The sequence below is a fragment of the Micromonospora sp. RL09-050-HVF-A genome (assembly GCF_019374995.1).
In the GTDB taxonomy this organism is placed as follows: Bacteria; Actinomycetota; Actinomycetes; order Mycobacteriales; family Micromonosporaceae; genus Micromonospora; species Micromonospora antibiotica.
Genome location: NZ_JAGKQP010000002.1, coordinates 6320696 through 6347222, shown reverse-complemented (window position 1 = coordinate 6347222; position 26527 = coordinate 6320696). Strand labels below are relative to the sequence as shown.

Below are 26527 nucleotides of genomic sequence, written 5' to 3'. Positions count from 1 at the left end.
GACAGGCGCTCGACGCGGACGGGGGCGGACCTGTGACAATGCCGGGAGCAAGTTGGCTGCGCCGTGGCGGCGATCGTGCGGGGTTTCCCGTCGACGCCGGGAGAACGAGGATGTGCACATGAGCGACTGGACTGCCTTCGGACGGGTGGACGCGGACGGCACCGTGTACGTGAAGACCAGCGAGGGCGAGCGGGTGGTCGGATCCTGGCAGGCGGGCGCCCCCGAGGAGGGGTTGGCACACTTCGCCCGTCGCTTCGCCGACCTGGTCACCGAGGTGGACCTGACCGAGGCCCGGCTCAACTCGGGTGCCGCCGACGCGGGTGGTTCGCTGAGCACGGTCCGGCGGATCCGTGGCTCGCTGGCCGAGGCGCACGTCGTCGGGGACATCGACGCCCTCGCCGCGCGCCTGGACAAGCTCGCCGTCGTGGCCGAGGAGAAGGCCGCTGAGGCGCGTGCCGCCCGGGAGGCCGCCCGGGGTGAGGCGCTCGCCCGCAAGACCGCCCTGGTCGAGGAGGCCGAACAGCTGGCCGCCGAGTCGACCGGCTGGAAGACCGCGGGTGACCGGCTCAAGGAGATCCTCGACGAGTGGAAGACCATCCGGGGGGTCGACAAGAAGGCCGACGGTGAGCTGTGGAAGCGGTTCGCCGCCGCCCGGGACGGCTTCACCCGGCGTCGGGGCGCCCACTTCGCCTCCCTCGACCAGCAGCGCAAGCAGGCGCACACGGCCAAGGAGGAGCTGGTCGCCGAGGCTGAGAAGCTCTCCGACTCCACCGACTGGGCGGCCACCGCCAACCAGCTCAAGGAGCTGATGAACCAGTGGAAGGCCGCCCCGCGCGCCTCCAAGGAGTCGGAGCAGAAGCTCTGGGAACGGTTCCGCGCCGCCCAGGACGCCTTCTTCAGCCGGCGCAGTGAGGTCTTCTCGGCCCGGGACAACGAGCAGCGGGCCAACCTGGAGCGCAAGCAGGCGCTGCTGGTCGAGGCCGAGGCGCTGGACGTCGACGGCGACCCGAAGGGTGCCCAGGCCAAGCTGCGGGAGATCCAGGCCCAGTGGCACGAGGCCGGCCGGGTGCCCCGGGAGGCCGCTGCCGGCCTGGAGCGGCGGCTGCGGGCCATCGACGACAAGGTCCGCGAGGTGATGGATTCGGCCTGGCGGCGGACCACCAAGGAGGACAACCCGCTGCTCGCGCAGATGCGGGCGCAGGTCGCCGAGGCCGAGGAGCGGCTCGCCCGCGCCCAAGCCGCCGGGGACGCCCGTCGGGTCAAGGAGGCCGAGCAGGCGCTCGCCTCCAAGCGGCAGTTCCTCCAGCTCGCCGAGCAGGCCGGCTGACCCCGAACGCCCCGGAAGCCCCCGCTCCCCCTCGGGACCGGGGGCTTCCCCATGTCCCACCCCGAAAACCCACCCCACCCGAGCCCACCCAGCCGGGCACCCCCGCCGGTACCGGCACGCCCGCCCGGCGGTGGGCGCAGGGGCTGCGGTTGACGCATCGAGGCCTGCTGATCAGAATGGGCGGCAGAGCCAGGTCGACCCCGCCGGCGCGAGGGCACCGACGACGGACACCGTCGTCGGGAGTCGCCGGTGCACCGCAGCGAGTGGCCGCGTCCACGTGACCCGGCGTGCCGCGCACTGTCCGCGTACCCCCGCAGGAGCGGGACGGACGGGCGGCGGCCGGCGAATCCCTGGTTTTCCGCCCGCGTCGCCGTCGCGACGCCGGGCATTCGAAGTGGAGCCCGTATGTACCGACCCCGCATCATCGGCGCCGCGCTCACCGCGCTCGCCACCGCCGCGGCCGGCGTGCTCGTCGCCACGGCCGTCAGCACCACGCCGGCCGCCGCCGCAGTCGGCGGCACCGGCACCGGTTACCTGCACACGAACGGCAACAAGATCGTCGACGCCACCGGCGCGACGGTCCGGCTGACCGGCATCAACTGGTTCGGCATGGAGACCGACAACCGGACGTTCCACGGCCTGTGGTCGAACAACCCGTGGCGCGGGCAGCTCGACAAGATGGCCAGCCTGGGCTACAACACGCTGCGCGTCCCGTACTCGAACGACTCGGTGAAGCCGGGCGCGACGGCCAGCGGGATCAACGACTTCGTCAACCCGGACCTGGTCGGGCTCTCGCCGTTGCAGATCCTGGACAAGGTGATCGCCTACGCCGGCAGCAAGGGCATGCGGGTCATCCTGGACCGGCACCGGCCGACGGCGGCCGGGCAGTCGCCGCTCTGGTACACCCCGACGGTCTCCGAGGCGACCTGGCTCGCCGACTGGAAGATGCTGGCCCAGCGGTACGCCGGCAACACCACGGTGATCGGCGCGGACCTGCACAACGAGCCGCACGCCGAAGGCACCAACCCGGCCGCGACCGGCGCCTGCTGGGGCTGCGGCGACACCACCCGGGACTGGCGGCTGGCCGCCGAGCGGGCCGGTAACGCCATCCTCGCGGTGCAGCCGAACTGGCTGATCTTCGTGGAGGGGGTGAGCTGCCCCAGCGGTGGCCTGTCGAACGTCTGGGACAACGACACCAGCAACGACGAGGACTGCGGCTGGTGGGGTGGCAACCTGTCCAAGGCCGGGCAGTTCCCGGTCCGGCTGAACGTGGCGAACCGGCTGGTCTACTCGCCACACGAGTACGCCACCAGCGTCTACGAGCAGAACTGGTTCAAGGCCGCCGACTTCCCGGCGAACCTGCCGGCGATCTGGGACAGGTACTGGGGTTACCTCTACAAGCAGAACATCGCCCCGATCATGATGGGCGAGTTCGGCAGCACCCTGGCCGATCCCCGGGACAAGGTGTGGCTGGAGAAGTTGATGGCCTACACCGGCACCGGGGTCAACGGGATGTCCTTCACCTACTGGTCGTGGAACCCGAACTCGGGTGACACGGGAGGCATCGCGCTGGACGACTGGACCAACGTCAACACCGCCAAGCAGGCGATCCTCCAGCCGTACCTGATCCCGCCGGTGGGTGGCGGGACCGACCCGACCGGCACCCCGACGCCGACGCCGACCACCACCGGCCCGACGACGCCGCCGCCGACCACCACGCCCCCGCCGACCACCACCCCGCCGCCGACCGGTGGCTGCACCGCCACCTACAAGCAGGTCAGCGCGTGGCAGGGTGGTTTCCAGGGTGAGCTGACGGTGAAGAACACCAGTTCGTCGGCGGTCAACCCGTGGTCGGTGACCTGGGCCTGGCCGGCCGGGGTCACCCTGGTCAGCGGTTGGAACGCCACCGTCACCCAGGCCGGCACGACGGTGACCGCCGCCGGGCCGGCCTACGCGCCGTCGCTGGCGGCGGGCGCGTCGGTCACCGTGGGCTTCACCGCCAACGGTACGGCCGCCGCCCCGGCCACGGTGAAGCTCAAGGGCACCGCCTGCTGAGCCGGGACCGTCCGTAGTGGCCACCGGTGGGTCGCCGGTCGACGGGCAACGTCGACCGGCGACCCACCTGCCGGATCACCGCCGCCGCGCGTCCGGCACGCCGATTTACATCTGCCACTGTCTATGCTTTGCTCGGGAAAGCGCTTGTCCGGGCTGCGGGCGCACCACACGGGATCCACCTCGTACCGACCTGACCCCCTCGGCAGGGGCCGATCGGCGACGTCCCGGGTCACCGGCATCCACCGGTGGCTCTCCCGTCGACGGCAGCCTGTCCCACCCGAAAGGGACGCAGCATGCGCACACCCCGGCGTCGTACGACGCTGATCGCCGCCACCACCGTCGCCCTGCTCGCCACCGGTACGCTCACCGCCGTCGCCGCCCACGCCGCCCCCGGCTGCGCGGTCAGCTACACCGTCGGTGGGCAGTGGCAGGGCGGATTCACCGGCAACATCACCATCAGCAACCTCGGCGACCCGCTGTCGGGCTGGAGCCTGCGCTGGTCGTACTCGGCCGGCCAGACGGTCAGTGACGCCTGGAACGCCACCGTGGCCCAGAGCGGCAGCACGGTGACCGCCACCAACGTGGGCTACAACGGGAGCGTGCCGACCGGCGGCAGCGTCTCGTTCGGCTTCAACGGCACCTGGAACAACTCCAGCAACCCGGTCCCGACCAGCTTCACCGTCAACGGGGTGACCTGCACCGGGAGCACCGCCCCGACCAATGCGCCGACCACCCCGCCGTCGGCCACACCCCGCCGACGACGCCCCCGGCGACCACCCCGCCGCCCAGCGTGCCGCAGACCGGCCTGGTCGGCTGGGCCACCCAGAACGGCGGCACCACCGGCGGCGGCAGCGCGGGCGCGACGACCGTCTCCACCGCCTCGGCGCTGACCAGCGCGTTGAACGCCACCGGCGCGGCGGTGATCCGGGTCTCCGGCACCATCAACTGCTCGGGCATGCTGCGGGTCCGCTCCAACAAGACCGTGCTCGGCAACGCCGGGGCGACGATCGTCGGCTGCGGGTTCACCGTCAACGGCGACCGCAACGTGATCATCCGGAACCTGACGTTCCGCAACTGGAGCGACGACGCGATCAACGTGGAGAGTTCCGCCACCAACATCTGGATCGACCACAACACCTTCAGCAACGGCTACGACGGCACCGTCGACATCAAGCGCGGCTCGGACTTCGTCACCGTCTCCTGGAACCGGGTCTACAGCCACGACAAGACGATGCTGCTCGGGCACAGCGACGACAACGGCAGCCAGGACATCGGGCACCTGCGGGTGACCTACCACCACAACTGGTACGACGGCAGCAAGCAGCGCAACCCCCGGGTCCGCTTCGGCAACCCGGTGCACGTCTACAACAACTACTACTACAACAACGCCGGCTACGGCGTGGCGTCCACGATGAGCGCCGGGGTGCTCGTCGAGGGCAACTACTTCGAGAACGTCAAGGACACCTACCACCTCGGCGAGGCCGACTCCGGGCCGGGCAGCCTGGTGGCCCGCAACAACCACTTCGTCAACTCGCCCGCCGGGCAGACCGGCGGCAGCGTCGCCGGCATCCCGTACCAGTACACCCTGGACAGCGCGAGCAGCGTGAAGTCCATCGTGACGGCGGGTGCCGGCGCGGGCCGGATCTCGGTCTGACCGCGCACCGGTCGGGGTCCGCCGGCGGCGGGCCCCGACCGGGAGGTCAGTGCGCGGCGCAGCCGGTCGTCGGCGCGGGCGTCGCGGCCGGCGCACCGACCGTGGGCAACCCGAGCAGCACCCCGGGGGTACGCGGGGCGCGGCCGGCCTCGGCGGCGTCACCGGCCCGGGTGCGGCGGTGTGCCAGCGGGGCACCGTCGGCGTTGAGGTGGTGCGGGGCGGCGTAGGTGATGGTGGTGTGCACGATGTCGCCCGGTCGGATCGTGCCGGCCGCGCCCGGCTCACCGGCCGCACCGGTGGCGAAGTGCACCAGTCGGCCGTCGCGGGCCCGGCCGGAGAGCCGGCCGGTGCGGTCGTCCTTGCGGCCCTCACCGACGGCGACCAGCACCTCGACGGTCTCGCCGACCAGACGCTTGTTCTCCGCCCAGGTGATCTCCTCGACGCAGGCGACCAGCCGTTCGTAGCGTTCCTGCACGACCTGCTTGGGCAGCTGGTCGGGCATGGTCGCGGCCGGGGTGCCGGGGCGCTTGGAGTACTGGAAGGTGAACGCCGACGAGAAGCGGGCCGCGCGGACCACGTCGAGGGTCTGCTCGAAGTCGGCTTCGGTCTCGCCGGGGAAGCCGACGATGATGTCGGTGGTGATCGCCGCGTCGGGCATCGCCGCCCGGACCTTCTCGATGATGCCGAGGTAGCGCTCCGACCGGTACGACCGGCGCATCGCCTTCAGCACGTCGTCCGAGCCGGACTGCAACGGCATGTGCAGCGAGTGGCAGACGTTGGGGGTCTCGGCCATCGCGGCGATCACGTCGTCGGTGAAGTCCTTCGGGTGCGGGCTGGTGAACCGGACCCGTTCCAACCCGTCGATCTCACCGGTCGCGCGCAGCAGCTTGCCGAAGGCGTACCGGTCACCGAACTCGACGCCGTAGGAGTTGACGTTCTGCCCGAGCAGGGTCACCTCCAGCACGCCCTCGGCGACCAGGGCGCGCACCTCGGCGAGGACGTCGCCGGGGCGGCGGTCCTTCTCCTTGCCGCGCAGGGCGGGCACGATGCAGAACGTGCAGGTGTTGTTGCAGCCCACCGAGATCGACACCCAGCCGGCGTACGTCGACTCGCGCCGGGTCGGCAGGGTGGACGGGAAGACGTCGAGGGATTCGAGGATCTCCACCTCGGCGGCGGTGTTGTGCCGGGCCCGTTCCAGCAGCACCGGCAGCGAGCCGATGTTGTGGGTGCCGAACACCACGTCCACCCAGGGTGCCTTGCGGACGATGTCGCCCCGGTCCTTCTGGGCCAGGCAGCCGCCGACGGCGATCTGCATCCCCGGGTGCCGGGCCTTGACGGGGCGCAGGTGACCGAGGTTGCCGTAGAGCCGGTTGTCGGCGTTCTCCCGGACGGCGCAGGTGTTGAACACCACCACGTCCGGGTTGTCGTCGGCGTCGGCGACCCGCACGTAACCGGCCTGTTCGAGCAGGCCGGAGATGCGCTCGGAGTCGTGCACGTTCATCTGGCAGCCGTACGTGCGCACCTGGTAGGTGCGCGGGCTGCCCACGGCTGCGGTAGTCATGACACGCACAGCGTATCCGGGCCGCCCGACCGGGGCCGACCGGGAAGACCCCGACGAGGAGGAACCATGTGCCGGAGCATCAAGACCCTGCGTGAGCCGTACGTCCCGACGGTCACGCCGGCCGACATCGAGGCGGCGGCGTTGCAGTACGTCCGTAAGGTGTCCGGTTTCCGGGCCCCGGCCGCGCACAACGCGGCGGCGTTCGAGGCGGCGGTGAGCGCGGTGACCGCCGCCACCGCGACCCTGCTGGACCAGTTGCAGGTCCGGGGCACCCGCCCCACCGTCGCCCCCTGACCACCGGCCCCGGGCCGTCGCCCTCTGACCCACCGGCCCCGGGCCGTCGCCCCCCTGACCCGCCGGGCCCCGGGCCGTCGCCCCCCTGACCCGCCGGGCGTCGGCCGCACCGCCACGGACCGGGCGGTGGCCCTGGGTGCACGGGCCGTCGGGCGGGGGGTCGGTCAGGCGGCGGCCAGGGCCGGGTTGACCGAGTCGGGTGCCCAGCGCGAACGGCAGCACCGCGACCAGCCCCGACAGCCCGGGTGCGCCAGGGTGCAGAGCCGGCGCGCGGAGAGCACCTCACCGTCGTCGGTCTCGGTGACCTCGAAGTGCACCGGGCGGATCGTGCCGCCCGGGGCGACCAGCAGGTGCCGGCCGGCGTCGAGGGTGTCGTCGGCCAGCAGGCAGTCCCGGTCGAGCAGCCGGGCCAGCGCGGCGACCGCGCTCAGCTGGTGCAGCGACTCGGGTACGCCGTAGCAGTCGACGATCGTCCCGAACTCCCCCGGGGCCTCCCACACGTCGCAGATCACCGCGTACGTGGGCAGCCGGGCCGGGTCGGCCACGGCCAGGGGCATCACCACCCGTCCGAGCGCCTCGGCCAGGGCCGGGTACACCTCCACGGGTGCGGCCCGGTCGATTCTCCAGTTCCACAGCTCGGTCATGCCGCCTCCTCGCTGCGTTAGTCCCACCGGCCTCCGGATCGGGCCTTACTCACGATGGTGGGGGGCATTTGCCCCCGGCCGGGGGCAAGTTACCGGTCTGTGACCATTCCGGGCAAAATTTCCTAGCGCCGCATTGCCCGGAGTAGCGGGAAGATGACAGTTTATCGGGTACGGTGCCCCGCCGAACCGGCCGACCGACAGCCCAGCCCACCCGGCGCGGCGTCGGAAGTCCGGGCCCGCCACCCGGGGTCAGGAGACGGCGGTCAGGGGTCAGGGGGCGGCGGTCGGCGGTCAGGCGTCGGCGGTCAGGGGCGGCGGCACGCGTCAGCGGATGACGACCATCGACTCGCCCCGGGGCAGCAGCTCGCCGATCACCGTGCCGCCGGGCACCTCGCCGGCCAGCAACAGCCCTCCGGAGGTCTGCGCATCGGCCAGCAGCAGCCGGTCCGCCTCCCCGGTCGACCCGAACCCGGTCCACGGGCCCACCCAGTCCAGGTTGCGTCGGGTGCCGCCGCTGACGTGCCCGTCGCGCACCGCCTCCCGGGCACCGGGCAGGTAGGGCACCCGGGCGGCGTCGATGGCCACCGTCAGGCCGCTCGCCCGGGCCAGCTTCGAGGCGTGCCCGAGCAGCCCGAAACCGGTCACGTCGGTGCCGCAGCGGATGCCCGCCGCGACGGCGGCGCGGGCCGCGTCCCGGTTGAGCGTGGTCATCGACGCCACCGCCTCGGCGGACACCTCACCGGTGGCCTTGTGCCGGGTGTTCAGCACACCGACGCCGAGCGGCTTGGTCAGCGACAGCGGCAGCCCGGCCCGCCCGGCGTCCAGGGTGATCAGCTCCTCGGGGCGGACCAGCCCGGTCACGGCCAGCCCGTACTTGGGGCCGTCGTCGTCGACGCTGTGCCCGCCGGCCAGGTGGCAGCCGGCCTCCCGGGCCACGTCCTGCCCGCCGCGCAGCACCTCCCGGGCCAGCTCCAGCGGGAGGGTGTCCCGGGGCCAGCAGAGCAGGTTGATGGCGACCAGCGGGGTGCCGCCCATGGCGTACACGTCGGAGAGGGCGTTGGCGGCGGCGATCCGCCCCCAGTCGTAGGCGTCGTCGACGACCGGGGTGAAGAAGTCGGCGGTGGTGACCAGGCCGGTCCGCTCGTCCAGCCGGACCACCGCGGCGTCGTCGCCGTGGTCGAGACCGACCAGCAGTTCGGCGGTGCCGGTGGCCGGCCCGAGGCCGGCGACCATCGCCTCCAGTTCCCCCGGTGGGATCTTGCAGGCGCAGCCGCCGCCACGCGCGTACTCGGTCAGCCGGATCCGCTCGGTCATCGCCCCATGATCTCCGTCACCCGGTCCACCCGCCACCCGACCGGCCCGTCGGGTGCCGAAATTCGGACGCCGGAGCACACCCGACACCGGTGTTACCTCTCCGTGACCCGTTGGGTTGCGATCCGCCACGTCGCCCCGCCTACAGTGGCCCAACCGGGGGTCGACCGACCCCGCTTTCCGGTACGACGACAGGGACGGTGGACGACGTGACGACCGGCGAACCGCTGATCGTGCTGGACAAGGTCAACAAGTGGTTCGGCCCCCTGCACGTGCTCGACGACGTGTCACTCTCCGTCGGCAAGGGCGAGGTCGTGGTGGTGATCGGGCCGTCCGGCTCCGGCAAGTCGACACTCTGCCGGACGATCAACCGGTTGGAGCCGATCAACGACGGGACGATCACCTTCGACGGCCAGCCGCTGCCGGCCGAGGGGCGGGCGCTGGCGAAGCTGCGCAGCGAGGTCGGCATGGTCTTCCAGTCGTTCAACCTCTTCGCCCACAAGACCATCCTGGAGAACGTCACCCTCGGGCCGGTCAAGGTCCGCAAGGAGAAGCCGGCCGCCGCCCGCGAGCGCGGCCTGGCCCTGCTCGACCGGGTCGGCATCGCCAACCAGGCCGACAAGTACCCGGCCCAGCTCTCCGGCGGCCAGCAGCAGCGGGCGGCGATCGCCCGCGCACTGGCCATGCAGCCCAAGGCGATGCTCTTCGACGAGCCGACCAGCGCCCTCGACCCGGAGATGGTCGGCGAGGTGCTGGACGTGATGACCTCGCTGGCGAGCGAGGGCATGACCATGGTGGTGGTGACCCACGAGATGGGCTTCGCCCGGCACGCCGCCAACCGGGTGATCTTCATGGCCGACGGGCAGCTCGTCGAGGACGCCCCGCCGACGGAGTTCTTCGCCAACCCGCGCAGCGAGCGGGCCCGGGACTTCCTCTCCAAGATCCTCACGCACTAGGCGTCCGTAGTGGAGCGTGCCGGTCACCGGTGCATTCCGACGAAGAAGGAGATCAGTATGCGTATGAAGCGCGTGGCGGCAGTCGCCGCGGCGGCTACTCTGGCGCTCGGCCTGGCCGCCTGCGGCGGCGACGACGCCGACGAGGGCACCGGTTCCGGCAGCAAGTCCTTCGCCGCCGGCAGCACCATGGAGAAGCTCAACAAGGCGCAGAAGATCAAGATCGGCACCAAGTTCGACCAGCCCGGCTTCGGCCAGAAGGGCCTGTCGGGCAAGCCGGAGGGCTTCGACGTCGAGGTCGCCAAGCTCATCGTCAAGGAGCTGGGCATCCCCGCCGACAAGATCGAGTACGTCGAGACGCCGTCGAAGGTCCGCGAGGACGTCATCGTCAACGGCACCGTCGACCTGGTCGCGGCGACCTACACGATCAACGACAAGCGCAAGGAGCGGATCGCCTTCGCGGGCCCGTACTACGAGGCCGGCCAGAACATCCTGGTCAAGAAGGACGACGCCACCATCACCGGGCCGGACTCCTTCAAGGACGGCACCAAGAAGGTCTGCTCGGTGACCGGGTCCACCCCGGCCGAGGAGATCAAGAAGTACGTCAAGGACGTCGGCACCCAGCTGGTGCTCTTCGACACGTACGACAAGTGCCGCGACGCCCTCAAGGGCGGCCAGGTCGACGCCGTCACCACCGACAACGTGATCCTGCTCGGCTACATCGCCAAGGACGAGGCGTCGTTCAAGCTGGCCGGCGAGAACTTCACCAAGGAGCCGTACGGCATCGGGGTGAAGAAGGAGGACAACGACTTCCGCAACTTCGTCAACGACACGCTGGAGAAGGCGTTCAACGACGGCAGCTGGAAGAAGGCGTGGGACGACACCGCCGGCAAGTTCGGCGCGGAGCTGGGCACCGCGCCCACCGTCAACCGTTACTGATCTGACCTCGATCTGGAGGGTGGGGAGGAACACCGGCCCGTGAGTGTGCTCATCGACAAGTTCGACGTCTTCGCGGGTGGTTTCTGGCTCACCCTCCAGATCTGCGTCCTCGCCGCGGTCGGCGCCCTGATCCTGGGTGCCGTCCTGGCGGTGCTGCGCATCTCGCCGGTGCCGCCGCTGCGCGCCGTCGGCACCGCGTACGTGAACATCTTCCGGAACATGCCGCTGACCGTGGTGATGTTCTTCGCCGCATTCGGCCTGCCGGCGCTCGGCTCCAACGCCGACTTCCTGCGGGTCCCCGTGCTGGATTCGCTGTTCACCCGGCTCGGCACCGACCTGCCGTACTTCCGGTTCGCGCTGATCGCCCTGGTGCTCTACACCGCCGCGTTCGTCTGTGAGGCGCTGCGCTCCGGGGTCAACGCGGTGCCGCCGGGTCAGGCCGAGGCGGCCCGGTCGCTCGGCCTGACCTTCGGCCAGAACCTGCGGCACGTAGTGCTGCCGCAGTCCTGGAAGGCGTCGGTGGTGCCGCTCGGCTCGGTGATCATCGCGATGATCAAGAACTCGGCGCTGATCGGCTTCTTCGGCGTGGTGGGCGACCTGTCCCAGAGCGCCGACCAGCTCACCTCCGCCGAGGGCTACGCCTTCATCCCGGTCGCCATCGGCATCTCGATCGGCTACCTGATCATGACCGTGCCGCTCGGCGCACTGCTCGACCGGCTGGAGAAGCGACAGGCGGTGGCCCGATGAGTCAGCAGACCAGCGTCCTGTACGACGTCCCCGGCCCGCGCCAACGTCGGATCACCCTGATCGGCAGCATCGTCGCCACCGTGCTGCTGGCCGTCGGCGCGTACTTCCTGATCTACCGTCCGCTGGACGACAAGGGCCAGTTCTCGATGGAGCTGTGGGGTCCGCTGGTCGACCCCTCCCACGAGAACTTCTCCCAGGTGTGGGACCGGATCGGCTTCGGGCTGAAGAACACCCTGACCGCCGCCGTGCTGGCCATCGTCGCGTCGCTGGTGGTCGGCACCCTGCTCGCGATCCTCCGCATCCAGCTCAAGAGCCTCACCCGGCGACGCTTCACCGGGATGGCCACCCCGGTGGCCTACCTGCTGCGCGGGCTCAGCGTCACCCTCTCGGCGGTCACCCGGGTCTGCGTCGAGGTGTTCCGGGGCCTGCCGGTGGTGCTCACCATCTTCTTCGTGGCCCGCGGCTTCCCCGAGTTCGGCATCTCCTTCGACGCCCTGTGGTACCTGGTCATCGGCCTGACCGTCTACAACTCCGTGGTCATCGCCGAGATCCTCCGCTCCGGCATGGAGGGGCTGCCCGGCGGGCAGGCCGAGGCCGCCGCCGCGATCGGCCTCTCCCCCGCCCAGACCACCCGGATGATCCTGCTCCCGCAGGCGTTCCGGATCATGCTGCCGGCGCTGATCAGCCAGCTCGTCGTGGTGCTCAAGGACACCTCGCTGGGCTTCATCATCAGCTACGAGGAAACCCTCAACATCGGCAAGCAGCTCATCGGCGTGCTGGACAACCCGATCCAGGTCTACGTGGTGATCGCCGCGCTGTTCATCCTGGCCAACTACTCGCTGTCCAAGCTGGCCCAGTTCGTCCAGCGGCGGCTGTCCCGGGGCCGCAAGTCCGTCGGGAAGGCGGCCCCACCGCCCCCGGCCGCCGCGCTCACCTCCCAGGCGGATGGCGCGGGCGGCATCTGAACCACCCCGCACGCGACGAGGGCCGGCCCGGATCTCCGGGCCGGCCCTCGTGCCGTGTCGTTCGGTGGTCACCGTGGTCGCGGGTTCCCCTCGTCGCCCGGTACGGCCGGTGCCGCCGTCCGGTGGCCGGTCAGCGGGCGATCTCGGTGACCCGGGACTCGCGGACCACGGTCACCCGGATCTGCCCCGGGTAGGTCAGCTCCTCCTCGATCTGCTTGGCCACGTCCCGGGCGAGGACCGCCGCGCCGATGTCGTCGACGTCGTCCGGCTTGACCATCACCCGGATCTCCCGGCCCGCCTGCATCGCGAAGACCTTCTCCACGCCGAGCTTGCCGGCGGCGATCTCCTCGATCCGTTCCAGCCGCTTGACGTACGCCTCCAGGCTCTCCCGCCGGGCCCCGGGCCGCCCGCCCGAGCAGGCGTCGGAAGCCTGGGTGAGGACCGCCTCGATGGTCTGCGGCGGCACCTCGTTGTGGTGCGCCTCGATGGCGTGCACCACGTCCTCGCTCTCGCCGTACTTGCGGGCCAGGTCGGCGCCGATGATGGCGTGGCTGCCCTCCACCTCGTGGGTGAGCGCCTTGCCGATGTCGTGCAGGAACGCCGACCGTTTGATCGTCGGCACGTCCAGCCGTAGTTCGGCGGCCATGATCCCGGCGATGTGCGCGGTCTCCACCAGGTGCTTGAGCACGTTCTGCCCGTACGACGTGCGGTAGCGCAGCCGGCCGAGCAGGGTGACCAGCTCGGGGTGGATCTCGGTGATGCCCACCTCCACCAGGGCGTCCTCGGCGGCCCGGTGGCACAGCTCCTCCACCTCCTGCCGGGCGAGGTCGTGCACCTCCTCGATCCGGTGCGGGTGGATCCGCCCGTCGAGGATCAGCTTCTCCAGGGTGAGCCGACCGACCTCCCGGCGTACCGGGTCGAAGCAGGACAGCAGCACCGCCTCGGGGGTGTCGTCGATGATCAGGTTGACTCCGGTCACCGACTCGAAGGCACGGATGTTGCGCCCCTCCCGGCCGATGATCCGCCCCTTCATCTCGTCCCCCGGCAGGTGCAGGACGCTGACCACGCTCTCGGCGGTCTGCTCGCTGGCCACCCGCTGGATGGCGTCCACCACGATGTGCCGGGCGCGTTGCTCGGCGGTGTTGCGGGCGTCGGACTCGATGTCCCGCACCAGCAGCGCCGCCTCCCGCTTCGCCTGGGTCTCGATCACCTCGATCAGCTCCGTGCGGGCCGACTCGGCGGTCAGCCCGGCGACGCGTTCCAGTTCCCGCCGGCGCTGTTCCTCGGCCACGGTCAGCGCGGCCTCCCGGGCACTGATCGCCGCCTCCCGCTCGGCCAGCGCGGCGCTGGCGGCGGTGAGCTGCCGCTCGCGTTCGGCCAGCCGCTCCACCTCCTCGGTGTGCAGCCGCTCCCGCTCGTCCATCCGGGCGGCCCGGCGTTCCACCTCGGCCGCCTGCTCCCGTGTCGTCGCGGCGAGCACCGCCACCTCACGCTCACCGCTGCGCCGGGCGCTGGCCCGCAGCTGCTCCGCGTCCGCCTCGGCCTGTTTGTGGGCGCGCTCCAGGACGGTGTCCGCCTCGGCACGGGCGTCGTCGAGGACCCGGCGGGCCTCCGCCCGGGCCGACTTCGCCTCCGCTTTGGCCCCGGCCGCCTCGGCACGGGCTGCGGAGGCGGCGGACTTCGCCACGTCGATGGTGCTGTTCACCTCGTCGGCGGCGGTCCGCAGGGCGGCCAGGGACTGTTCCTGGCGGTCCTTCTCGGCGATGAAGGCGGGGTCCTCCGGGGCGGGAGCGGCACCGATGCGACGCAGCGCCCGTACGCCGATCAGGACGGCGCCGACCACGACCAGGGCGAGGACCCCGACGACGATCAGGAGCACCACGTCGAAGGTGTTCATGCCGGTGTCCCGTCACCGGGGCCGGTGGGCCGCCACACCGCGTCGGCGCACCCGCTCTCGCCACCGCCTGCTGGGGACCCCCGGTCCCTGTGCCGACCCGCCATGGTCGTGCCTCCCCAAACGTCTACGCCGCAGGGGAACCGTGCCAACGGGCACGCACCTCTGCGGCTCTGGACGCCCGACCGAGCGGCTGGCCGTGGGGATAGCTCTCCGTCGGCGGTGCCCATGCGGCATCGCCGACAGCCGGGTGCAGTTGTCGGGTCGGCTCCGGACCGGCTGTCCGGAACGACCGTCAAGGCCGGTGGAGCTGGCCAAAGTGATGCTGTTCTGTTACGAGATCTATGTTGTGCGCTTAGCCTGCGCTGGTCGGGCAAAGTGAGCCTGTATGGCGAGGCTAGGTCTCGGAAGGCCGATCGGTCAAGAACTCATGATCAAACCCCCCGAACGGAGAGAGTTGGCAACGTCACCCATTGGTGATCCAAATCCGGACACGAAGCCATAAAACTCCCGTTTCAGCCGCCCGTCGGCCACCCTCCGACCGCTATTCACCTTCAGCACCTGGCGGCCCACCGCGCCCCGGCGTCTCTCCACTCCGCTTGCCGTCCGGACCGGGGCCGCCCTCCGGACCAGCGCCCACACCCGCGCCGCAAGATCGCACTGTTTCCTGGTTGTAGTGGCCTCCGAAACGACGGATACCACTACAACCAGGTTCGAGCACGATCTTGCGGGGTGTGGGAGTGGCGGAACCGGTGGCACCGGCCAGGGAGGCTACGCGGGTGAGGATGCGCGCGGGGTCAGTCAGGTGACGCCCGGGGCGCAGGTCCAGACGGGTGGCGGTACGCAGGGGCCAGGTGACGCCCCAGGGCACGGGCGTGTGACGCCAGGGTGGCAGTGTCGGACGGCGGGCGCACCGTCCGGGAGGTACCGGCCAGCACGTCGGCGTCGATCTGCGCCGGTCAGCCCCGCTCGCCCCCGGCACCGGCGTCGATCTGCACCGGTCAGCCCCGCTCGCCCTCGGCATCGGCCAGGGCGTCGGCGTCGATCTGGTCGGCGAACTCGGCGGCCTCGGCGCTCTGGGCGGCGAGGGCATCCTTCACCGCCCGGATCGCCACCCCGGGTGGGTAGCCCTTGCGGGCGAGCATGCCGACCAGCCGGCGGAACACCGCGTCGGGCTCACCCCGGGCGCTGCGCAGCTTGCGGTCGACCAGGGCACGGGCGGTCTCCGCCTCGGTCTCCTCGTCCAGCTCACCGAGGGCCTCGCTGGCCACCTCACCGTCCACGCCACGCTGACGCAGCTCGTTGGCGAGTGCCCGGCGGGCCAACCCACGACCGTTGTGCCGGCTGGAGACCCAGGCCCGCGCGAACGCCGCGTCGTCGATGATGCCGACCTCGTCGTAGCGGTCGAGGACCTGAGCGGACACCTCGTCGGAGATGCCCTTCTTCGCCAGTGCCCCGGCCAGCTCGGCCCGGGTACGCGGCCGCACCGCGAGCTGCCGTAGGCAGATCTCCCGGGCCACCTCGGCCTCGTCGCGGGGCGTCGACTCACCGGGGGTCGGCTCGGTCCCGTCGGCCGCCCCCCGGCGACCCCGCCGGGGGCGGGGCGTCGCGTCGTCAGCTCCTGCACGGGGAGGGGCGGCATCCCAGCCCCGCCCCGTGCGGGCGCGTCGTCCTGCCATTCGACCGCGACCGGTCAGAAGTCGACAGGCGGCAGCTCAGGGCCACCGGCGGCGTCACCCGCGCCGACCCCGACGCCGAGCTTCTCCAGGATCTTCTTCTCGATCTCGGCCGCCACGTCCGGGTTCTCCTTGAGGAACTCCCGGGCCTTTTCCTTACCCTGCCCGAGCTGGTCGCCGTCGTAGGTGTACCAGGCACCGGACTTACGGATGATCGCCTGCTCCACGCCGACGTCGATCAGCGAGCCCTCGCGGGAGATGCCCTTGCCGTACATGATGTCGAACTCGGCCTGCTTGAACGGCGCGGCGACCTTGTTCTTGACGACCTTGACCCGGGTGCGGTTGCCGACCACGTCGGTGCCGTCCTTGAGGCTCTCGATGCGGCGCACGTCGAGCCGGACCGAGGCGTAGAACTTCAGCGCCCGACCACCGGTGGTCGTCTCGGGCGAGCCGAACATGACGCCGATCTTCTCGCGGAGCTGGTTGATGAAGATCGCCGTGGTGCCGGTGTTGTTGAGCACGCCGGTGATCTTCCGGAGCGCCTGGCTCATCAGCCGGGCCTGGAGACCGACGTGGCTGTCGCCCATCTCGCCCTCGATCTCGGCGCGCGGCACCAGGGCCGCCACCGAGTCGATCACGATGATGTCGATCGCGCCGGAGCGCACCAGCATGTCGACGATCTCCAGCGCCTGCTCGCCGGTGTCCGGCTGGGAGACCAGCAGGGCGTCGGTGTCGACGCCGAGCGCCTTGGCGTAGTCGGGGTCGAGCGCGTGCTCGGCGTCGACGAACGCGGCGATGCCGCCGGCCCGCTGGGCGTTGGCCACCGCGTGCAGGGCGACCGTGGTCTTACCGCTGGACTCGGGACCGTAGACCTCGACGACCCGGCCCCGGGGCAGACCACCGACGCCGAGCGCCACGTCGAGCGCGATGGAGCCGGTCGGGATGACCGAGGTCTGGACGACCGGGCGCTCGCCCAGCCGCATCACCGACCCCTTACCGAACTGCTTGTCGATCTGAGCGAGAGCAAGGTCGAGTGCCTTCTCCCGGTCGGGCCCTGCGGCCATGTTTGCCACTCCTGCCTTCGCCGGCGTCTTTCCTGAGCTTCGCGTCACGCGGACACGCTAGGCGCTGGGTCCGACAGAAAACCAGCCGACGGGCCGTGAGCTGTGGACGAGCACCCCGCTGTGGACAATAGCCGAACAGGTGTACGAGCCGGCAAGTGACACGCGGAAGTGGCGGAACGGCAGCTCAACGTAGCCGTGCGGGCACCCGGTCGGGGTATGCGGCGACCACCGCCCGCCACACGACGTGGGTCTGCTCACCAGCGGCGAGGGCCTGGGTGATGGTCCGCCCGTCGAGCTGGGAGAGCACCTGGTCGCTGGCGATGCTGGCCGCGTAACCCGGCCCGAAGGCCTCGTCCAGCCGGGTCCAGAAGTCGGTCAGCCGCACGTGATCACTCCTCCTCGTCGGGTGCCGTCGGCGGCACCCGACGCAACGCTAGCGCCACCAACGGCACCACCGCGATCGCCGCCAGCAGGGTCAGGGTCGGATAACCCGCCACCCGCATGACAAACCCGCTGGCCGCCGCCGCGCCCGCCCCGGCCAGCCCCATCGTCAGGTCGGACAGCCCCTGCACGCTGGGGCGTACCCCGGACGGCACCGCCTCGGACAGCAGCGTCGAACCGGCCACCATCGTCGCCGACCAGCCCAGCCCGAGCAGGGCCAGGCCGACCGAGAGACGCGGCGTGTGGTGCCCGGCGGTGCCGGCCACCGCGCACGCGGCCAGCAGCGTGCCGACCCCACCGAGGATCACCGCACGCCGACCCAACCGGTCGGTGAGCCAGCCCACCACCGGGGAGAGGGCGTACATGCCGGCGATGTGCACGCTCAGCACGATGCCGACGACGCGCAGCACGTCCGCGTCGGAGTGCGACTCGCCGAGGCGTACCGGGGTCATCGCCATCACCGCGACCATCACCAGGTGGCCGATGGCGACGGCGGCGATGCCCAGCCGGGCCGCCGGCCGGCCGCGCACCACCCGCCAGGCCACCCGCATACCGGCCCGCCGCGCGTCCGGCGCGGTGGTCGCCGCCGGTGGGGCGGCCCCGGCCGGTGTCCCGGCGTCGGCCGCCGCGAGCCGCCGCGCGGTCAACAGCGGATCGGGCCGCAACAGCAGCAGCAGTACGACCGCAGCCACGCCGAACGCGACGGCGCTGAACGCGAACGGGCCGGACAGCGACGGCAGGCCCCATCCCCGGGTGACCCCGTCGGCGAGCGCGGCGAAGTTGGGTGCCGCCACCGAGCCGATGGTGGTGGCCCAGACGACCAGGGAGAGTTGCCGGCCCCGGCGGGCCGGCTCGGCGAGGTCCACGGCCGTGTAGCGGGCCTGGAGGTTGGCCGCCGTGCCCCCGCCGAACAGCAGCATCCCCAGGAAGAGCAGCGGTACCGCACCGGTGGCCGTGGCGAGCACCACCAGCAGCGCCCCGACCGCCCCGACCAGGTACGCCACCACCAGTCCCGGGCGACGCCCGTGACCGTTCATGATCCGGGTGACCGGTACGGCGAGCAGCGCCGCGCCGACCACCCCGCAGCTCTGCGCCAGCCCGGCCACGGCGGTGCCGGCGACCCGGGCCGCCAGCAGCGCCCCGACCGAGATCCCGATGGCCACCCCGACCCCACCGATGATCTGCGTGACGAAGAGCAGCCGCAGCGTGCGCCGCTGGATCGGGGCGACGTCGGGCCGGATGGGTGCGCGCAGGTCGGCGGTCATCACACGCTCCTGGTTCGGGGAGCCCATCGTCGCGCAGCCGGCCCGCCGCCCGCACCGGGGTTACCGGTCGACGCGCGGCGGCGCGGGACGGGGCCCGGCCTGTGCCGTCGTACCCGGTCAACCGGTCAGGGCGCGGGCGGCCACCGTGAGGTCGTCGACCAGCCCCCGGTAGGCGATCTCCTGATTGTCGGCGCGCAGCACCGCCGACGGGTGGATGGTGGCCAGCAGACGGGCGGCGGGCGCATCCGTACCGGTGTCGTCCACCGGCGCCCGGGTGAAGTCCTGCGGGTGCTCGGCGGCGGCCGGCCAGGGCAGCAGCGCGCCGCGCTGCCGGGTGACCCGGAACGCCGGGCCGAGCAGGGCCTTCGCCGCCGTCGCGCCGAGCACCACCACCAGTTCGGGGCGGAGTCGGGCGAACTCGGCGACCAGCCACGGCCGGCAGGCGACGATGTGCACCTGGTCCGGGGTCTGGTGGATGCGCCGCCGGCCACGAAGCTCGTGCCGGAAGTGCTTCACCGCGTTGGTGATGTAGAGGTGGGCCGGGTCGAGACCGGCGTCGTCGACCGCCCGGCGCAGCAGCCGTCCGGCGGGACCGACGAAGGGCAGCCCGTGCTGGTCCTCCAGGTCGCCGGGCTGCTCCCCGACGAAGACCACCCGGGCGCTCTCGTCGCCCCGGCCGAAGACGGTCTGGGTGGCGTCCCGGTGCAGCTCGCAGCCCCGGCAGCCGGCAGCGGCGGTACGCAACTCGGCCAGTGTGCCGGCCTGCGGCGGGATGAACTGTCGGGCACCGGGTGGGGCGGTCTGCTCGGCCATGGCGACTGTTCTACCCGGTCGCACGGGGGGTCCACGAAGGACCCGCCGGGCTCCTCGGAGGCAACCCGTCAGGCGAGGACTCGCCTAAGCTTCCTCGTCGCTTTCGAGCAGGTGAGGGCGTTTCTCGGCGATCCACGACTCCACATCGGACTTCAACCAGATCTGACCCATCTTGAGGACAGCTGCCGGAGCCGGGAAATCCCGACGGCTGATCAGGATGTAGGTGCGCTGCCGTGAGATCCCCAGACGTTCCTGGATCTCGGCAGCTCCCCACACCTCCAGCCGCGTGCCTTTGAGCAGTGCCATAGCGGTGAGCGTAGGTCCGATTTGCATTGTTATGAGTAATACTCTATTGCTTAGACAAGCTCAATAGGCTCTGGTTATAGTTGGACAACTGTCAACCCTTAGCCCCGGTCAAGGAGCGTCCGGCATGACTCGTTGCAAGTGGTTCCATCGCCCTGCTGAACCTGTCGATGTCGTACAGCAGGGCAGGTCGCTGCCCCCGGCGGCGACCTGCGAGCGGGACGCCACCGCCGACCATCGAGCCGCGCCTCGACGACCGGATCCCGAGGCCGGGTGGGGCACGCGCCACCCGCGCAGGCTCAACCGGGGGGCCTGGCCACATGTATGAGCAGCGACCCGCTGAGCCGCCGTTCGTCGTGATCATGGCCGGCTACGTCGTCGACTTCCACCATCGCAACGTCTGCTCCCGCTGCCAGCCGGACGGCTCCTGCGACCGCCTGGCCGACGCGGGCGAGACGCTGCGCGTCTGGCGCGAGCGACGCGTGCAGCGGGCGTTGCGCGCGCGGGACCAGGAGCGCCGATGAAGGCCGGTGACCTGGTGTACGTGACCAGGGCCGCCAGCGTGCAGTTTCTCCGCCCCATCCGGTTCCGGGTCATCCGGGTGCTCGACTGGCCGACGTACGACGGCTGGGTCTGGCTGGAGGGATACCAGCTGGACGCGGCCGGGGACGCGGTCTCCCGGCGGCGGATCTTCGTCCAGCCGGCGGGGCTGACCGCGCCACCCGCCCCCACCCCCGCGCAGCCCCGTAGGAGCAGACCGACGACACGGGTCAGGCGGTGAAGCCGATCGGGTCGGCGGGGCGGACCGCCGCCGCGACCGCGTCGGCCAGCGGCGTGAGGTCGGCGTCGTCGAGCGAACTGACCGTGATCCGCACGGCGGGCGGGGCACCGAGCCGGGAGAGGCCACCGGGCGCAACCGACCAGCCGGCGTCCCGCAGGGCGGTGACCGTGATGGTCTCGTCGGGCACCGGCAGCCAGACGTTGATGCCGCTGCGGCCGTGCGCCACCACGCCCCGGTCGGCGAGCGCGGCGAGCAGGCCGGACCGGCGGCGTTCGTAGGCGTCGGCGGCCTGGTGGATCAGGGTGGTGGTGGCCGGGTCGCGCCAGAGCGACAGGACGAGTCGTTGCAGGACGGTGGAGACCCATCCCGCGCCCACCCGGGCCCGGCCGGCCACCCGGGACACCGTCACCTCGTCACCGGCCAGCACCGCCAGCCGCAGGTCGGGCCCGTAGGGCTTGCTGACCGAACGGACGAACGCCCAGGTCGCCGTGGCCCCGGCCAGCGGGTGCAGCGGCAGCCGGGACAGCTCGGCGGCGTGGTCGTCCTCGATCAGCAGCAGGTCGGCCCGGCCGGCGAGCAGCGCCCGCAGGGCCTCGGCACGGCCGGCGGAGACGGCGGCACCGGTCGGATTCTGCGCCCGGCTGGTGACCACCAGCGCCCGCGCCCCGAGGGTCAACGCGTCGCGCACCCCGGTGACGGTGGGCCCCTCGTCGTCGACCGGCACGCCGACCGGCCGCAGGCCGAGGGCGGCGACCAGGTCGAGCAGGTTGGCCCAGCCGGGGTCCTCCACCGCGACCGCGTCACCCGGGCGCAGGTGGGAGGCGAGCAGCCGCTCGATGCCGTCGAGCGCTCCCCCGGTGACGGTCAGCTCGTCGGCGGGCACCCCGTCGGCGGCGAGCCGGGAGCGGGCGGCCTCGGCCAGGGCGGGGTGCACACCGGTCGTGGCGTACCCCACGGGGGGACCGATCCCGGTGGCGAGCGCGGCCAGGTGCGGGCCGAGCGGCGGCAGCAGCCGGGGGTCGGGCTGGCCCAGGGACAGGTCACGGGTGCCGGGGGCGGGGCCGGGTGCCGGGCGGCCCGACGGGGGCGACCGGCGGCCGGGGCCGGACCCGGGTGCCGTGCCGGCCGGCTGTGACGACCAGACCCCGCTGGCGTAGCTCCTGGTAGGCGCGGGCGACGGTGGCCGGGCTGACCGCCAGCGTCGTGGCCAGGGAGCGGACCGGCGGCAACGCGTCGCCCGCCGCCAGCACCCCGGTGCGGATGCCCGTTTCCACACTCGCCGAAATCGCGGCGGACGTGGACCCGAGGATCTGATAATGTGCTGCCACAGTTTCAGGATCGTACTAGAACAAAGTCTGGATGTCACATGTACCCGCCGACCGCACGCACCACCGCCAGCCGCACCCGGGACAGGATGAGCTACGACCGGGCCGCCGCCCATGCCGTGCTCGACGAGGCCTACCACTGCGTGCTGGGGTTCGTGGTCGACGGTGAGCCGCGTCTGCTGCCCACCCTGCACGTCCGGGTCGGTGACACCCTCTACCTGCACGGGTCCACCGGCAGCCGGCCGCTGCTCGCCGCCCGGGGCGAGGCCGGGCTGCCCGTCTGCGTCACGGTGACCCTGCTCGACGGGCTGATCTACGCCCGCTCGCAGTTCCACCACAGCGCCAACTACCGGTCGGTCGTCGCACACGGCACCGCCCACCTGGTCACCAGCGAAGACGACAAGCGTGCCGCGATGACCGCCCTGGTGGAAAAGGTCGGGGCGGGGCGGGCCGCCGACAGCCGTCCGCCGACCCGTCGGGAGCTGGCCGAGACGGCGGTCCTGGCGCTGCCGCTGCGCGAGGTGTCGGTGCGGGCCCGCACCGGCGGGGTCCGCGACGAACCGGCCGATCTCGACCTGCCGCACTGGGCCGGGGTGGTGCCGCTCCGGCTGACCGCCGGCCCGCCCGAGCCGGACGCCGGGGTGGTCGCGCCGGTCCCGGGCTACCTGCCCACCACCGGCTCGCCGACGCCGGGCTCCACCGGGTCACCGGCACCTGTCGTCAGTCTGCCGGGGCCGGATTCCGGCGCTGCACCGTGGTGGGAGCCGGTGCCGCTGCACGGCGCGCACGTGCTGCTGGAGCCGTTGACCCCCGCGCACGCCGACGAGTTGTTCGCCGCCACCGCCGAGCCGGAGGTCTGGGCCCACCTGGGCCACCCGCTGCCCGCCGACCCGGCCGCGATGCGGACGGTCGTCGCCGCCGCGTTGGCCGCCCGACAGGACGGCGAGCGGGTGCCCTGGGTGCAGCGCTGCGCCCGGACGGGAGCGGTCGTGGGCACCACCTCCTTCTACGAGATCGACCCGCAGCGGCACAGCGTCGCGATCGGTTACACCTGGCTCGGCCGCCCCTGGTGGCGCAGCGGCATCAACACCGAGGCCAAACTGCTGCTGCTCGGGCGGGCGTTCGACACGCTGGGGGCGGTGCGCGTGGTCTGGCACACCGACATCCGCAACACCCGGTCGCAGGCGGCGATCGCCCGGCTCGGCGCGACCCGGGAGGGCGTGCTGCGCATGCACCGGCAGCGTCCGGACGGCTCCTGGCGCGACACCGTCCAGTACGCGATGACCGTCGATGAGTGGCCGAACGCACAGGCCAGGCTGCGGGAAAGACTTCGCGGCACCACCCCGGTGGGGCGAGGATGACGGGCGTGCTGGGCATCACCGACATCTGGACTTACGTGTTGGGCACCGTGGCGATCGTCCTGCTGCCGGGGCCCAACTCCCTCTTCGTGCTCTCCACCGCCGCCAAGCGGGGCGTGGCCGTCGGCTACCGGGCGGCTGGTGGGGTGTTCCTCGGCGACGCGGTGCTGATGTTCCTGTCGGCCGCCGGGGTGGCGTCGCTGCTCAAGGCGTACCCGCCGCTCTTCCTCGTGATCAAGTACGCGGGCGCGGCCTACCTCGGGTACGTGGGGCTGACCATGCTGCGCGCGGCCTGGCAGCGGTGGCGCGACCGCCACGATCCGGCGGCGCCCCGGCTGATCGACGCGGCCGAGCCGGCGGCGCTGCGCAGCCCGTTCCGCAAGGCACTGGTGATCAGCCTGCTCAACCCCAAGGCCATCCTCTTCTTCATCTCGTTCTTCATCCAGTTCGTCGACCCCGGCTATGCCTGGCCGGCCCTGTCGTTCCTGCTGCTCGGGCTGATCGCCCAGGTGACCAGCGTGCTCTACCTGACCGCGCTGATCTTCGCGGGCACCTTCCTGGCCGCCCAGTTCCGGCAGCGCCGCCGGCTGGCCGCCGGGGCCACCACCGGTGTCGCGATGCTCTTCCTGGGCTTCGGCATCAAGCTCGCCACCGCCTCGGTCTGACCCTCCCCGGACGCACGACCGGGCGGCGACCCCCGACGGATTCAGCCACCACCACCGGGGGCGATGCGGTGGGCGCGGGCGGATTCAGGTGCCACCACCACCGCCGGGGGCGCGGGCGGATTCAGGTGCCGTCACCGCCACCACCGCCACCACCGATGCCACCTCCACCGCCGGTGCCGCCCAACCCGTAACCGGGTCGCACCGGCGTGTCAGGTCGGCGGCTGACGTGCGCCGACTCGGTGATCCGGGCCGACCAGTGCGCGTTCGAGGCCGCTGCCGCGTGCCGGTTGATCGCCGCCCGCAACCAGCCGTCCACGACGGAGACCCAGTCGCGTTGATCGGCACCGGTGTGCCAGGTCCGGAACCGGCTGATGCTCTGATGGCTGATTCCGGTCAGCGAGAGCCGCCGGTCCATCCAGAGCAGCACCTCCAGGCCGGCGGAATTGGTCACGAAGATCAGCTCCAGCTCGGTGATCGGCCCGGCGTACAGCGGGGCGACCCAGTAACCGAGGCGTTCGTGCACCGGCAGGCTCTGCTCGACCCCCGGCAGTCGGCTCGACACCAGGCCCGCCTGCCGCAGGACGAAGCCGAGCGTGTCCAGGGCCGCCAGCACGTGCTGCTGGGTGGGCAACGGGTGGACGAAGATCGGCACCATCGCGCCCTGCTCCAGCTCCGGGTCCACCGACACCTCGGTACGCAGCCCGGTGCGTAGGCTCATCAACGGCACCCCACCGAAGATCGTCACCGGCGTCTCCCACGGCAGGGGTACGGCGAAGTCGATGGCCCGCCGCCGCCCGGCCGGTACGACGAACCGACCCCCCACCGTCACCTGGTGGTACTGCACGAGGTGACGGGGTGAGCGGGGGTCGTCAGGTTCGGCAGTCGCCACCAACCCGAGCCGTACGTGCCGCACCGGCACGTCCTGCGCCCCGGCGCTGAGCATCACCTGCCCCGGCAGCCGCAGCCCCGGGCGGGTGCTCGGGTTGGTCAGGGTGGTGCTCACCGCCAACCCGGTCGCACCGGACTCGTGGGACACCCCGGTCAACCGCATCCCCGCCACTCCCCCGTCCTCCGCCCGCCGCCCCCGACCAGGCAGGCGAGGTGTCCCCCGACCGACCAGGCAGGAGCCGGCCCTGACCTACCCGGCGGGTGGCGGTTTCCCCCCGATCGGCCGGGCACTCCTCGACCACCCCGACGGAACGACCCCGCCCCGGGGCGGGGCGGGGTCGTTGATCGACTCAGTTGGGCCGAGGTAACGGGTCCACCGCACCTCGATGCCGCTACCTCGGGGGCAGCCGGTGCACCACCACTGCTCGCCGGAGCCTCAACCGCGTCGGCCCGGCCGGGCCGACAGTCAGCGCAGGCGGCGGCCCCGGGGGATCGGGTCGGTCTCGTCGTCGAACTCGCCGATGACCTCTTCGAGCAGGTCCTCCAGAGCCACGAATCCGATCGGCCGGGTCGGCCCGCCGCCGTTACGGACCAGCGCCAACTGGGCCTGGTCGGCGCGCATCGCGGCGACCGCCTCGGTGACCGAGGAGGTGGCCGGCAGGGTGAACGAGCGGCTCATCAGCTCGGCGGCGGTGGCCGCCCGGCCGGTGGTGACCGCCCGGACCGCCTCCCGGACGTGCACCAGCCCGCACACCTCGCCGCCGCCGTCGAGGACGGCGAGCCGGGACCGGCCGCTGTCCCGGCTGACCTGTTCGATCCGCTCGGCGGTGTCGTCCCGGTGGACCGTGACGATCTGGTCGAAGGGTTCCATCACCTGGGCGACGGTGGTGCCCTGCAATTCCAGCATGCTGGTCAGCATCTGGTGCTGCTCGGCACCGAGCAGCCCGTGCTCGCGGGACTGCTCCAGCAGGATGCGCAGCTCGTCCGGGCCGTGTACCTGGGCGAGCTGGTCCTGCTGCTGCACCCCGACCAGTCGCAGCATCGCGTTGGCCAGGGCGTTGAGCAGGGACAGCACCGGCCGGGCGACCCGGGCGAAGGCCCGGAACGGCAGCGCCAGCAGCGTCGCCGAGCGCTCCGCGTCGGTGATCGCCCACGACTTCGGGGCCATCTCGCCGACCACCAGGTGCAGGAACGTCACCAGCCCCAGCGCGAAGATCAACGCGATGATGTGGCTGGCTGCCGCCGGTAGCCCGACGGCGTGCAGCAACGGGCTGAGCAGGTGCTCGATCGCCGGCTCGGCCAACGCGCCCAGGCCCAGCGTGCACAGCGTGATGCCGAGCTGCGCGCCGGCCAGCATCAGGGACAGCTCACGTACCCCGTCCAGGGCGGCGCGGGCCGCCCGGCCGCCACCGGCGGCGGTCTGTTCCAGCCGGTAGCGCTTGGCCGCCACCAGGGCGAACTCGGCGGCCACGAAGAAGCCGTTGAGGGCGAGCAGCAGCACCGAGACCAGCAGTGCGACAACGGGGCTCATGAGCGCTCCTCCCGACCCCGGGCGACGTGCACGTCCGGGCCGTTGCCGGTGGCGCGGGCATTCGTGCCCCCGG

Annotated in this window: 25 protein-coding genes and 1 pseudogene; 13 read left to right on the top strand and 13 right to left on the bottom strand. The window is 72.0% G+C overall.

Annotated elements, in window-relative coordinates; all coding sequences use genetic code 11:
• Positions 1 to 118 precede the first annotated feature (118 nt).
• The 4 genes from J7462_RS28160 (at position 119) to J7462_RS28145 (ending at position 5036) form a co-directional block, all read left to right on the top strand.
• Positions 119 to 1327, top strand: coding sequence for a DUF349 domain-containing protein (locus J7462_RS28160; RefSeq protein ID WP_219468615.1), 1209 nt, complete (start codon positions 119 to 121; stop codon positions 1325 to 1327).
• 405 nt (positions 1328 to 1732) lie between these two features.
• Positions 1733 to 3382, top strand: coding sequence for a cellulase family glycosylhydrolase (locus J7462_RS28155; RefSeq protein WP_219468613.1), 1650 nt, complete (start codon positions 1733 to 1735; stop codon positions 3380 to 3382).
• Positions 3383 to 3675: 293 nt separating this feature from the next.
• On the top strand, positions 3676 to 4272 hold the full coding sequence (locus J7462_RS28150) for a cellulose binding domain-containing protein (RefSeq protein WP_308291060.1): 597 nt from the start codon (positions 3676 to 3678) through the stop codon (positions 4270 to 4272).
• A complete protein-coding gene (locus J7462_RS28145) occupies positions 4173 to 5036 on the top strand; it encodes a right-handed parallel beta-helix repeat-containing protein (RefSeq protein WP_308291059.1) in 864 nt (287 codons plus the stop codon). The genes J7462_RS28150 and J7462_RS28145 overlap by 100 nt, the downstream gene beginning before the upstream one ends.
• Before the next feature lie 46 nt (positions 5037 to 5082).
• Here J7462_RS28145 and miaB read toward each other — a convergent pair whose 3' ends face one another.
• On the bottom strand, positions 5083 to 6597 hold the full coding sequence (gene miaB / locus J7462_RS28140; RefSeq protein ID WP_208569571.1) for a tRNA (N6-isopentenyl adenosine(37)-C2)-methylthiotransferase MiaB: 1515 nt from the start codon (positions 6595 to 6597) through the stop codon (positions 5083 to 5085).
• A gap of 66 nt (positions 6598 to 6663) precedes the next feature.
• Between miaB and J7462_RS28135 the strand changes: the two genes are divergently transcribed.
• Entirely contained in the window at positions 6664 to 6891 is a 228-nt protein-coding gene (locus J7462_RS28135) for a DUF2277 family protein (protein WP_208569572.1), read from the top strand.
• A gap of 164 nt (positions 6892 to 7055) precedes the next feature.
• On the opposite strand, the gene J7462_RS28130 is transcribed toward J7462_RS28135, so the two are convergent.
• Positions 7056 to 7535: a hypothetical protein gene (locus J7462_RS28130; protein ID WP_219468610.1), complete on the bottom strand. Its 480-nt coding sequence runs from the start codon at positions 7533 to 7535 to the stop codon at positions 7056 to 7058.
• 324 nt (positions 7536 to 7859) lie between these two features.
• On the bottom strand, positions 7860 to 8849 hold the full coding sequence (gene selD / locus J7462_RS28125) for a selenide, water dikinase SelD (protein WP_219468607.1): 990 nt from the start codon (positions 8847 to 8849) through the stop codon (positions 7860 to 7862).
• A 197-nt stretch (positions 8850 to 9046) separates the two neighbouring features.
• On the opposite strand from selD, the gene J7462_RS28120 reads away from it, so the two are divergent.
• From J7462_RS28120 to J7462_RS28105, 4 genes are read left to right on the top strand one after another with little or no spacing between them, the layout of a single operon-like run.
• Positions 9047 to 9802 carry an amino acid ABC transporter ATP-binding protein gene (locus tag J7462_RS28120; protein WP_308291058.1) on the top strand — a complete coding sequence of 252 codons (756 nt, stop codon included), beginning with the start codon at positions 9047 to 9049 and terminating at the stop codon, positions 9800 to 9802.
• Between the two features lie 57 nt (positions 9803 to 9859).
• Positions 9860 to 10738 carry a glutamate ABC transporter substrate-binding protein gene (locus tag J7462_RS28115; protein ID WP_219468603.1) on the top strand — a complete coding sequence of 293 codons (879 nt, stop codon included), beginning with the start codon at positions 9860 to 9862 and terminating at the stop codon, positions 10736 to 10738.
• Between the two features lie 39 nt (positions 10739 to 10777).
• Positions 10778 to 11485, top strand: coding sequence for an amino acid ABC transporter permease (locus tag J7462_RS28110; RefSeq protein WP_219468600.1), 708 nt, complete (start codon positions 10778 to 10780; stop codon positions 11483 to 11485).
• Entirely contained in the window at positions 11482 to 12450 is a 969-nt protein-coding gene (locus J7462_RS28105; RefSeq protein ID WP_219468595.1) for an amino acid ABC transporter permease, read from the top strand. The genes J7462_RS28110 and J7462_RS28105 overlap by 4 nt, the downstream gene beginning before the upstream one ends.
• Positions 12451 to 12580: 130 nt before the next feature.
• Here J7462_RS28105 and rny read toward each other — a convergent pair whose 3' ends face one another.
• The 7 genes from rny to J7462_RS28070 form a co-directional block, all read right to left on the bottom strand.
• Positions 12581 to 14347: a ribonuclease Y gene (gene rny / locus J7462_RS28100; RefSeq protein WP_208569577.1), complete on the bottom strand. Its 1767-nt coding sequence runs from the start codon at positions 14345 to 14347 to the stop codon at positions 12581 to 12583.
• Between the two features lie 998 nt (positions 14348 to 15345).
• Positions 15346 to 16023, bottom strand: coding sequence for a regulatory protein RecX (locus tag J7462_RS28095; RefSeq protein ID WP_219468593.1), 678 nt, complete (start codon positions 16021 to 16023; stop codon positions 15346 to 15348).
• Between the two features lie 14 nt (positions 16024 to 16037).
• Entirely contained in the window at positions 16038 to 17084 is a 1047-nt protein-coding gene (gene recA / locus J7462_RS28090) for a recombinase RecA (protein WP_208569362.1), read from the bottom strand.
• Between the two features lie 184 nt (positions 17085 to 17268).
• Complete coding sequence (locus J7462_RS28085; RefSeq protein WP_091249479.1) at positions 17269 to 17469, bottom strand: DUF3046 domain-containing protein; 201 nt, start codon at positions 17467 to 17469, stop codon at positions 17269 to 17271.
• Positions 17470 to 17473: 4 nt separating this feature from the next.
• Positions 17474 to 18790 (bottom strand): MFS transporter, encoded by a 1317-nt coding sequence (locus J7462_RS28080; protein ID WP_219468588.1) that lies wholly within the window; start codon positions 18788 to 18790, stop codon positions 17474 to 17476.
• A 117-nt stretch (positions 18791 to 18907) separates the two neighbouring features.
• Positions 18908 to 19603 carry a UdgX family uracil-DNA binding protein gene (locus J7462_RS28075; protein WP_219468585.1) on the bottom strand — a complete coding sequence of 232 codons (696 nt, stop codon included), beginning with the start codon at positions 19601 to 19603 and terminating at the stop codon, positions 18908 to 18910.
• A gap of 84 nt (positions 19604 to 19687) precedes the next feature.
• Positions 19688 to 19909: an AlpA family transcriptional regulator gene (locus tag J7462_RS28070; protein ID WP_219468584.1), complete on the bottom strand. Its 222-nt coding sequence runs from the start codon at positions 19907 to 19909 to the stop codon at positions 19688 to 19690.
• A 317-nt stretch (positions 19910 to 20226) separates the two neighbouring features.
• Between J7462_RS28070 and J7462_RS28065 the strand changes: the two genes are divergently transcribed.
• Together J7462_RS28065 and J7462_RS28060 are read left to right on the top strand one after the other, a co-directional pair.
• Positions 20227 to 20430, top strand: coding sequence for a hypothetical protein (locus J7462_RS28065; protein ID WP_219468579.1), 204 nt, complete (start codon positions 20227 to 20229; stop codon positions 20428 to 20430).
• Entirely contained in the window at positions 20427 to 20687 is a 261-nt protein-coding gene (locus tag J7462_RS28060) for a hypothetical protein (RefSeq protein WP_219468576.1), read from the top strand. Before J7462_RS28065 ends, J7462_RS28060 begins: the two co-directional genes overlap by 4 nt.
• Here the strand turns inward: J7462_RS28060 and J7462_RS28055 are convergent.
• Positions 20677 to 22015 (bottom strand): annotated as a pseudogene (locus tag J7462_RS28055) (aminotransferase class I/II-fold pyridoxal phosphate-dependent enzyme). The gene J7462_RS28060 and the pseudogene J7462_RS28055 overlap by 11 nt on opposite strands.
• A 38-nt stretch (positions 22016 to 22053) precedes the next feature.
• Between J7462_RS28055 and J7462_RS28050 the strand changes: the two are divergent.
• Positions 22054 to 23373, top strand: coding sequence for a bifunctional pyridoxamine 5'-phosphate oxidase family protein/GNAT family N-acetyltransferase (locus tag J7462_RS28050; RefSeq protein ID WP_219468573.1), 1320 nt, complete (start codon positions 22054 to 22056; stop codon positions 23371 to 23373).
• Positions 23370 to 24035 carry a leucine efflux protein LeuE gene (gene leuE, locus J7462_RS28045; RefSeq protein WP_219468570.1) on the top strand — a complete coding sequence of 222 codons (666 nt, stop codon included), beginning with the start codon at positions 23370 to 23372 and terminating at the stop codon, positions 24033 to 24035. The genes J7462_RS28050 and leuE overlap by 4 nt, the downstream gene beginning before the upstream one ends.
• A 121-nt stretch (positions 24036 to 24156) precedes the next feature.
• On the opposite strand, the gene J7462_RS28040 is transcribed toward leuE, so the two are convergent.
• On the bottom strand, positions 24157 to 25086 hold the full coding sequence (locus J7462_RS28040) for a sporulation protein (RefSeq protein ID WP_219470788.1): 930 nt from the start codon (positions 25084 to 25086) through the stop codon (positions 24157 to 24159).
• Between the two features lie 303 nt (positions 25087 to 25389).
• Entirely contained in the window at positions 25390 to 26454 is a 1065-nt protein-coding gene (locus J7462_RS28035) for a hemolysin family protein (RefSeq protein ID WP_219468565.1), read from the bottom strand.
• Positions 26455 to 26527: the final 73 nt, after the last annotated feature.

What these genes read in the sequence shown, in the direction of transcription:
- J7462_RS28105 (WP_219468595.1), top strand. Translation starts at nt 11,482, where the DNA reads ATGAGTCAGCAGACCAGCGTCCTGTACGACGTCCCCGGCCCGCGCCAA.
- J7462_RS28050 (WP_219468573.1), top strand. Translation starts at nt 22,054, where the DNA reads ATGTACCCGCCGACCGCACGCACCACCGCCAGCCGCACCCGGGACAGG.
- J7462_RS28115 (WP_219468603.1), top strand. Translation starts at nt 9,860, where the DNA reads ATGCGTATGAAGCGCGTGGCGGCAGTCGCCGCGGCGGCTACTCTGGCG.
- J7462_RS28130 (WP_219468610.1), bottom strand. Translation starts at nt 7,535, where the DNA reads ATGACCGAGCTGTGGAACTGGAGAATCGACCGGGCCGCACCCGTGGAG.
- J7462_RS28060 (WP_219468576.1), top strand. Translation starts at nt 20,427, where the DNA reads ATGAAGGCCGGTGACCTGGTGTACGTGACCAGGGCCGCCAGCGTGCAG.
- J7462_RS28095 (WP_219468593.1), bottom strand. Translation starts at nt 16,023, where the DNA reads ATGGCAGGACGACGCGCCCGCACGGGGCGGGGCTGGGATGCCGCCCCT.
- leuE (WP_219468570.1), top strand. Translation starts at nt 23,370, where the DNA reads ATGACGGGCGTGCTGGGCATCACCGACATCTGGACTTACGTGTTGGGC.
- miaB (WP_208569571.1), bottom strand. Translation starts at nt 6,597, where the DNA reads ATGACTACCGCAGCCGTGGGCAGCCCGCGCACCTACCAGGTGCGCACG.
- J7462_RS28135 (WP_208569572.1), top strand. Translation starts at nt 6,664, where the DNA reads ATGTGCCGGAGCATCAAGACCCTGCGTGAGCCGTACGTCCCGACGGTC.
- J7462_RS28080 (WP_219468588.1), bottom strand. Translation starts at nt 18,790, where the DNA reads ATGACCGCCGACCTGCGCGCACCCATCCGGCCCGACGTCGCCCCGATC.
- J7462_RS28160 (WP_219468615.1), top strand. Translation starts at nt 119, where the DNA reads ATGAGCGACTGGACTGCCTTCGGACGGGTGGACGCGGACGGCACCGTG.
- rny (WP_208569577.1), bottom strand. Translation starts at nt 14,347, where the DNA reads ATGAACACCTTCGACGTGGTGCTCCTGATCGTCGTCGGGGTCCTCGCC.
- J7462_RS28155 (WP_219468613.1), top strand. Translation starts at nt 1,733, where the DNA reads ATGTACCGACCCCGCATCATCGGCGCCGCGCTCACCGCGCTCGCCACC.
- J7462_RS28065 (WP_219468579.1), top strand. Translation starts at nt 20,227, where the DNA reads ATGTATGAGCAGCGACCCGCTGAGCCGCCGTTCGTCGTGATCATGGCC.
- J7462_RS28150 (WP_308291060.1), top strand. Translation starts at nt 3,676, where the DNA reads ATGCGCACACCCCGGCGTCGTACGACGCTGATCGCCGCCACCACCGTC.
- J7462_RS28070 (WP_219468584.1), bottom strand. Translation starts at nt 19,909, where the DNA reads ATGGCACTGCTCAAAGGCACGCGGCTGGAGGTGTGGGGAGCTGCCGAG.
- recA (WP_208569362.1), bottom strand. Translation starts at nt 17,084, where the DNA reads ATGGCCGCAGGGCCCGACCGGGAGAAGGCACTCGACCTTGCTCTCGCT.
- selD (WP_219468607.1), bottom strand. Translation starts at nt 8,849, where the DNA reads ATGACCGAGCGGATCCGGCTGACCGAGTACGCGCGTGGCGGCGGCTGC.
- J7462_RS28035 (WP_219468565.1), bottom strand. Translation starts at nt 26,454, where the DNA reads ATGAGCCCCGTTGTCGCACTGCTGGTCTCGGTGCTGCTGCTCGCCCTC.
- J7462_RS28040 (WP_219470788.1), bottom strand. Translation starts at nt 25,086, where the DNA reads ATGCGGTTGACCGGGGTGTCCCACGAGTCCGGTGCGACCGGGTTGGCG.
- J7462_RS28075 (WP_219468585.1), bottom strand. Translation starts at nt 19,603, where the DNA reads ATGGCCGAGCAGACCGCCCCACCCGGTGCCCGACAGTTCATCCCGCCG.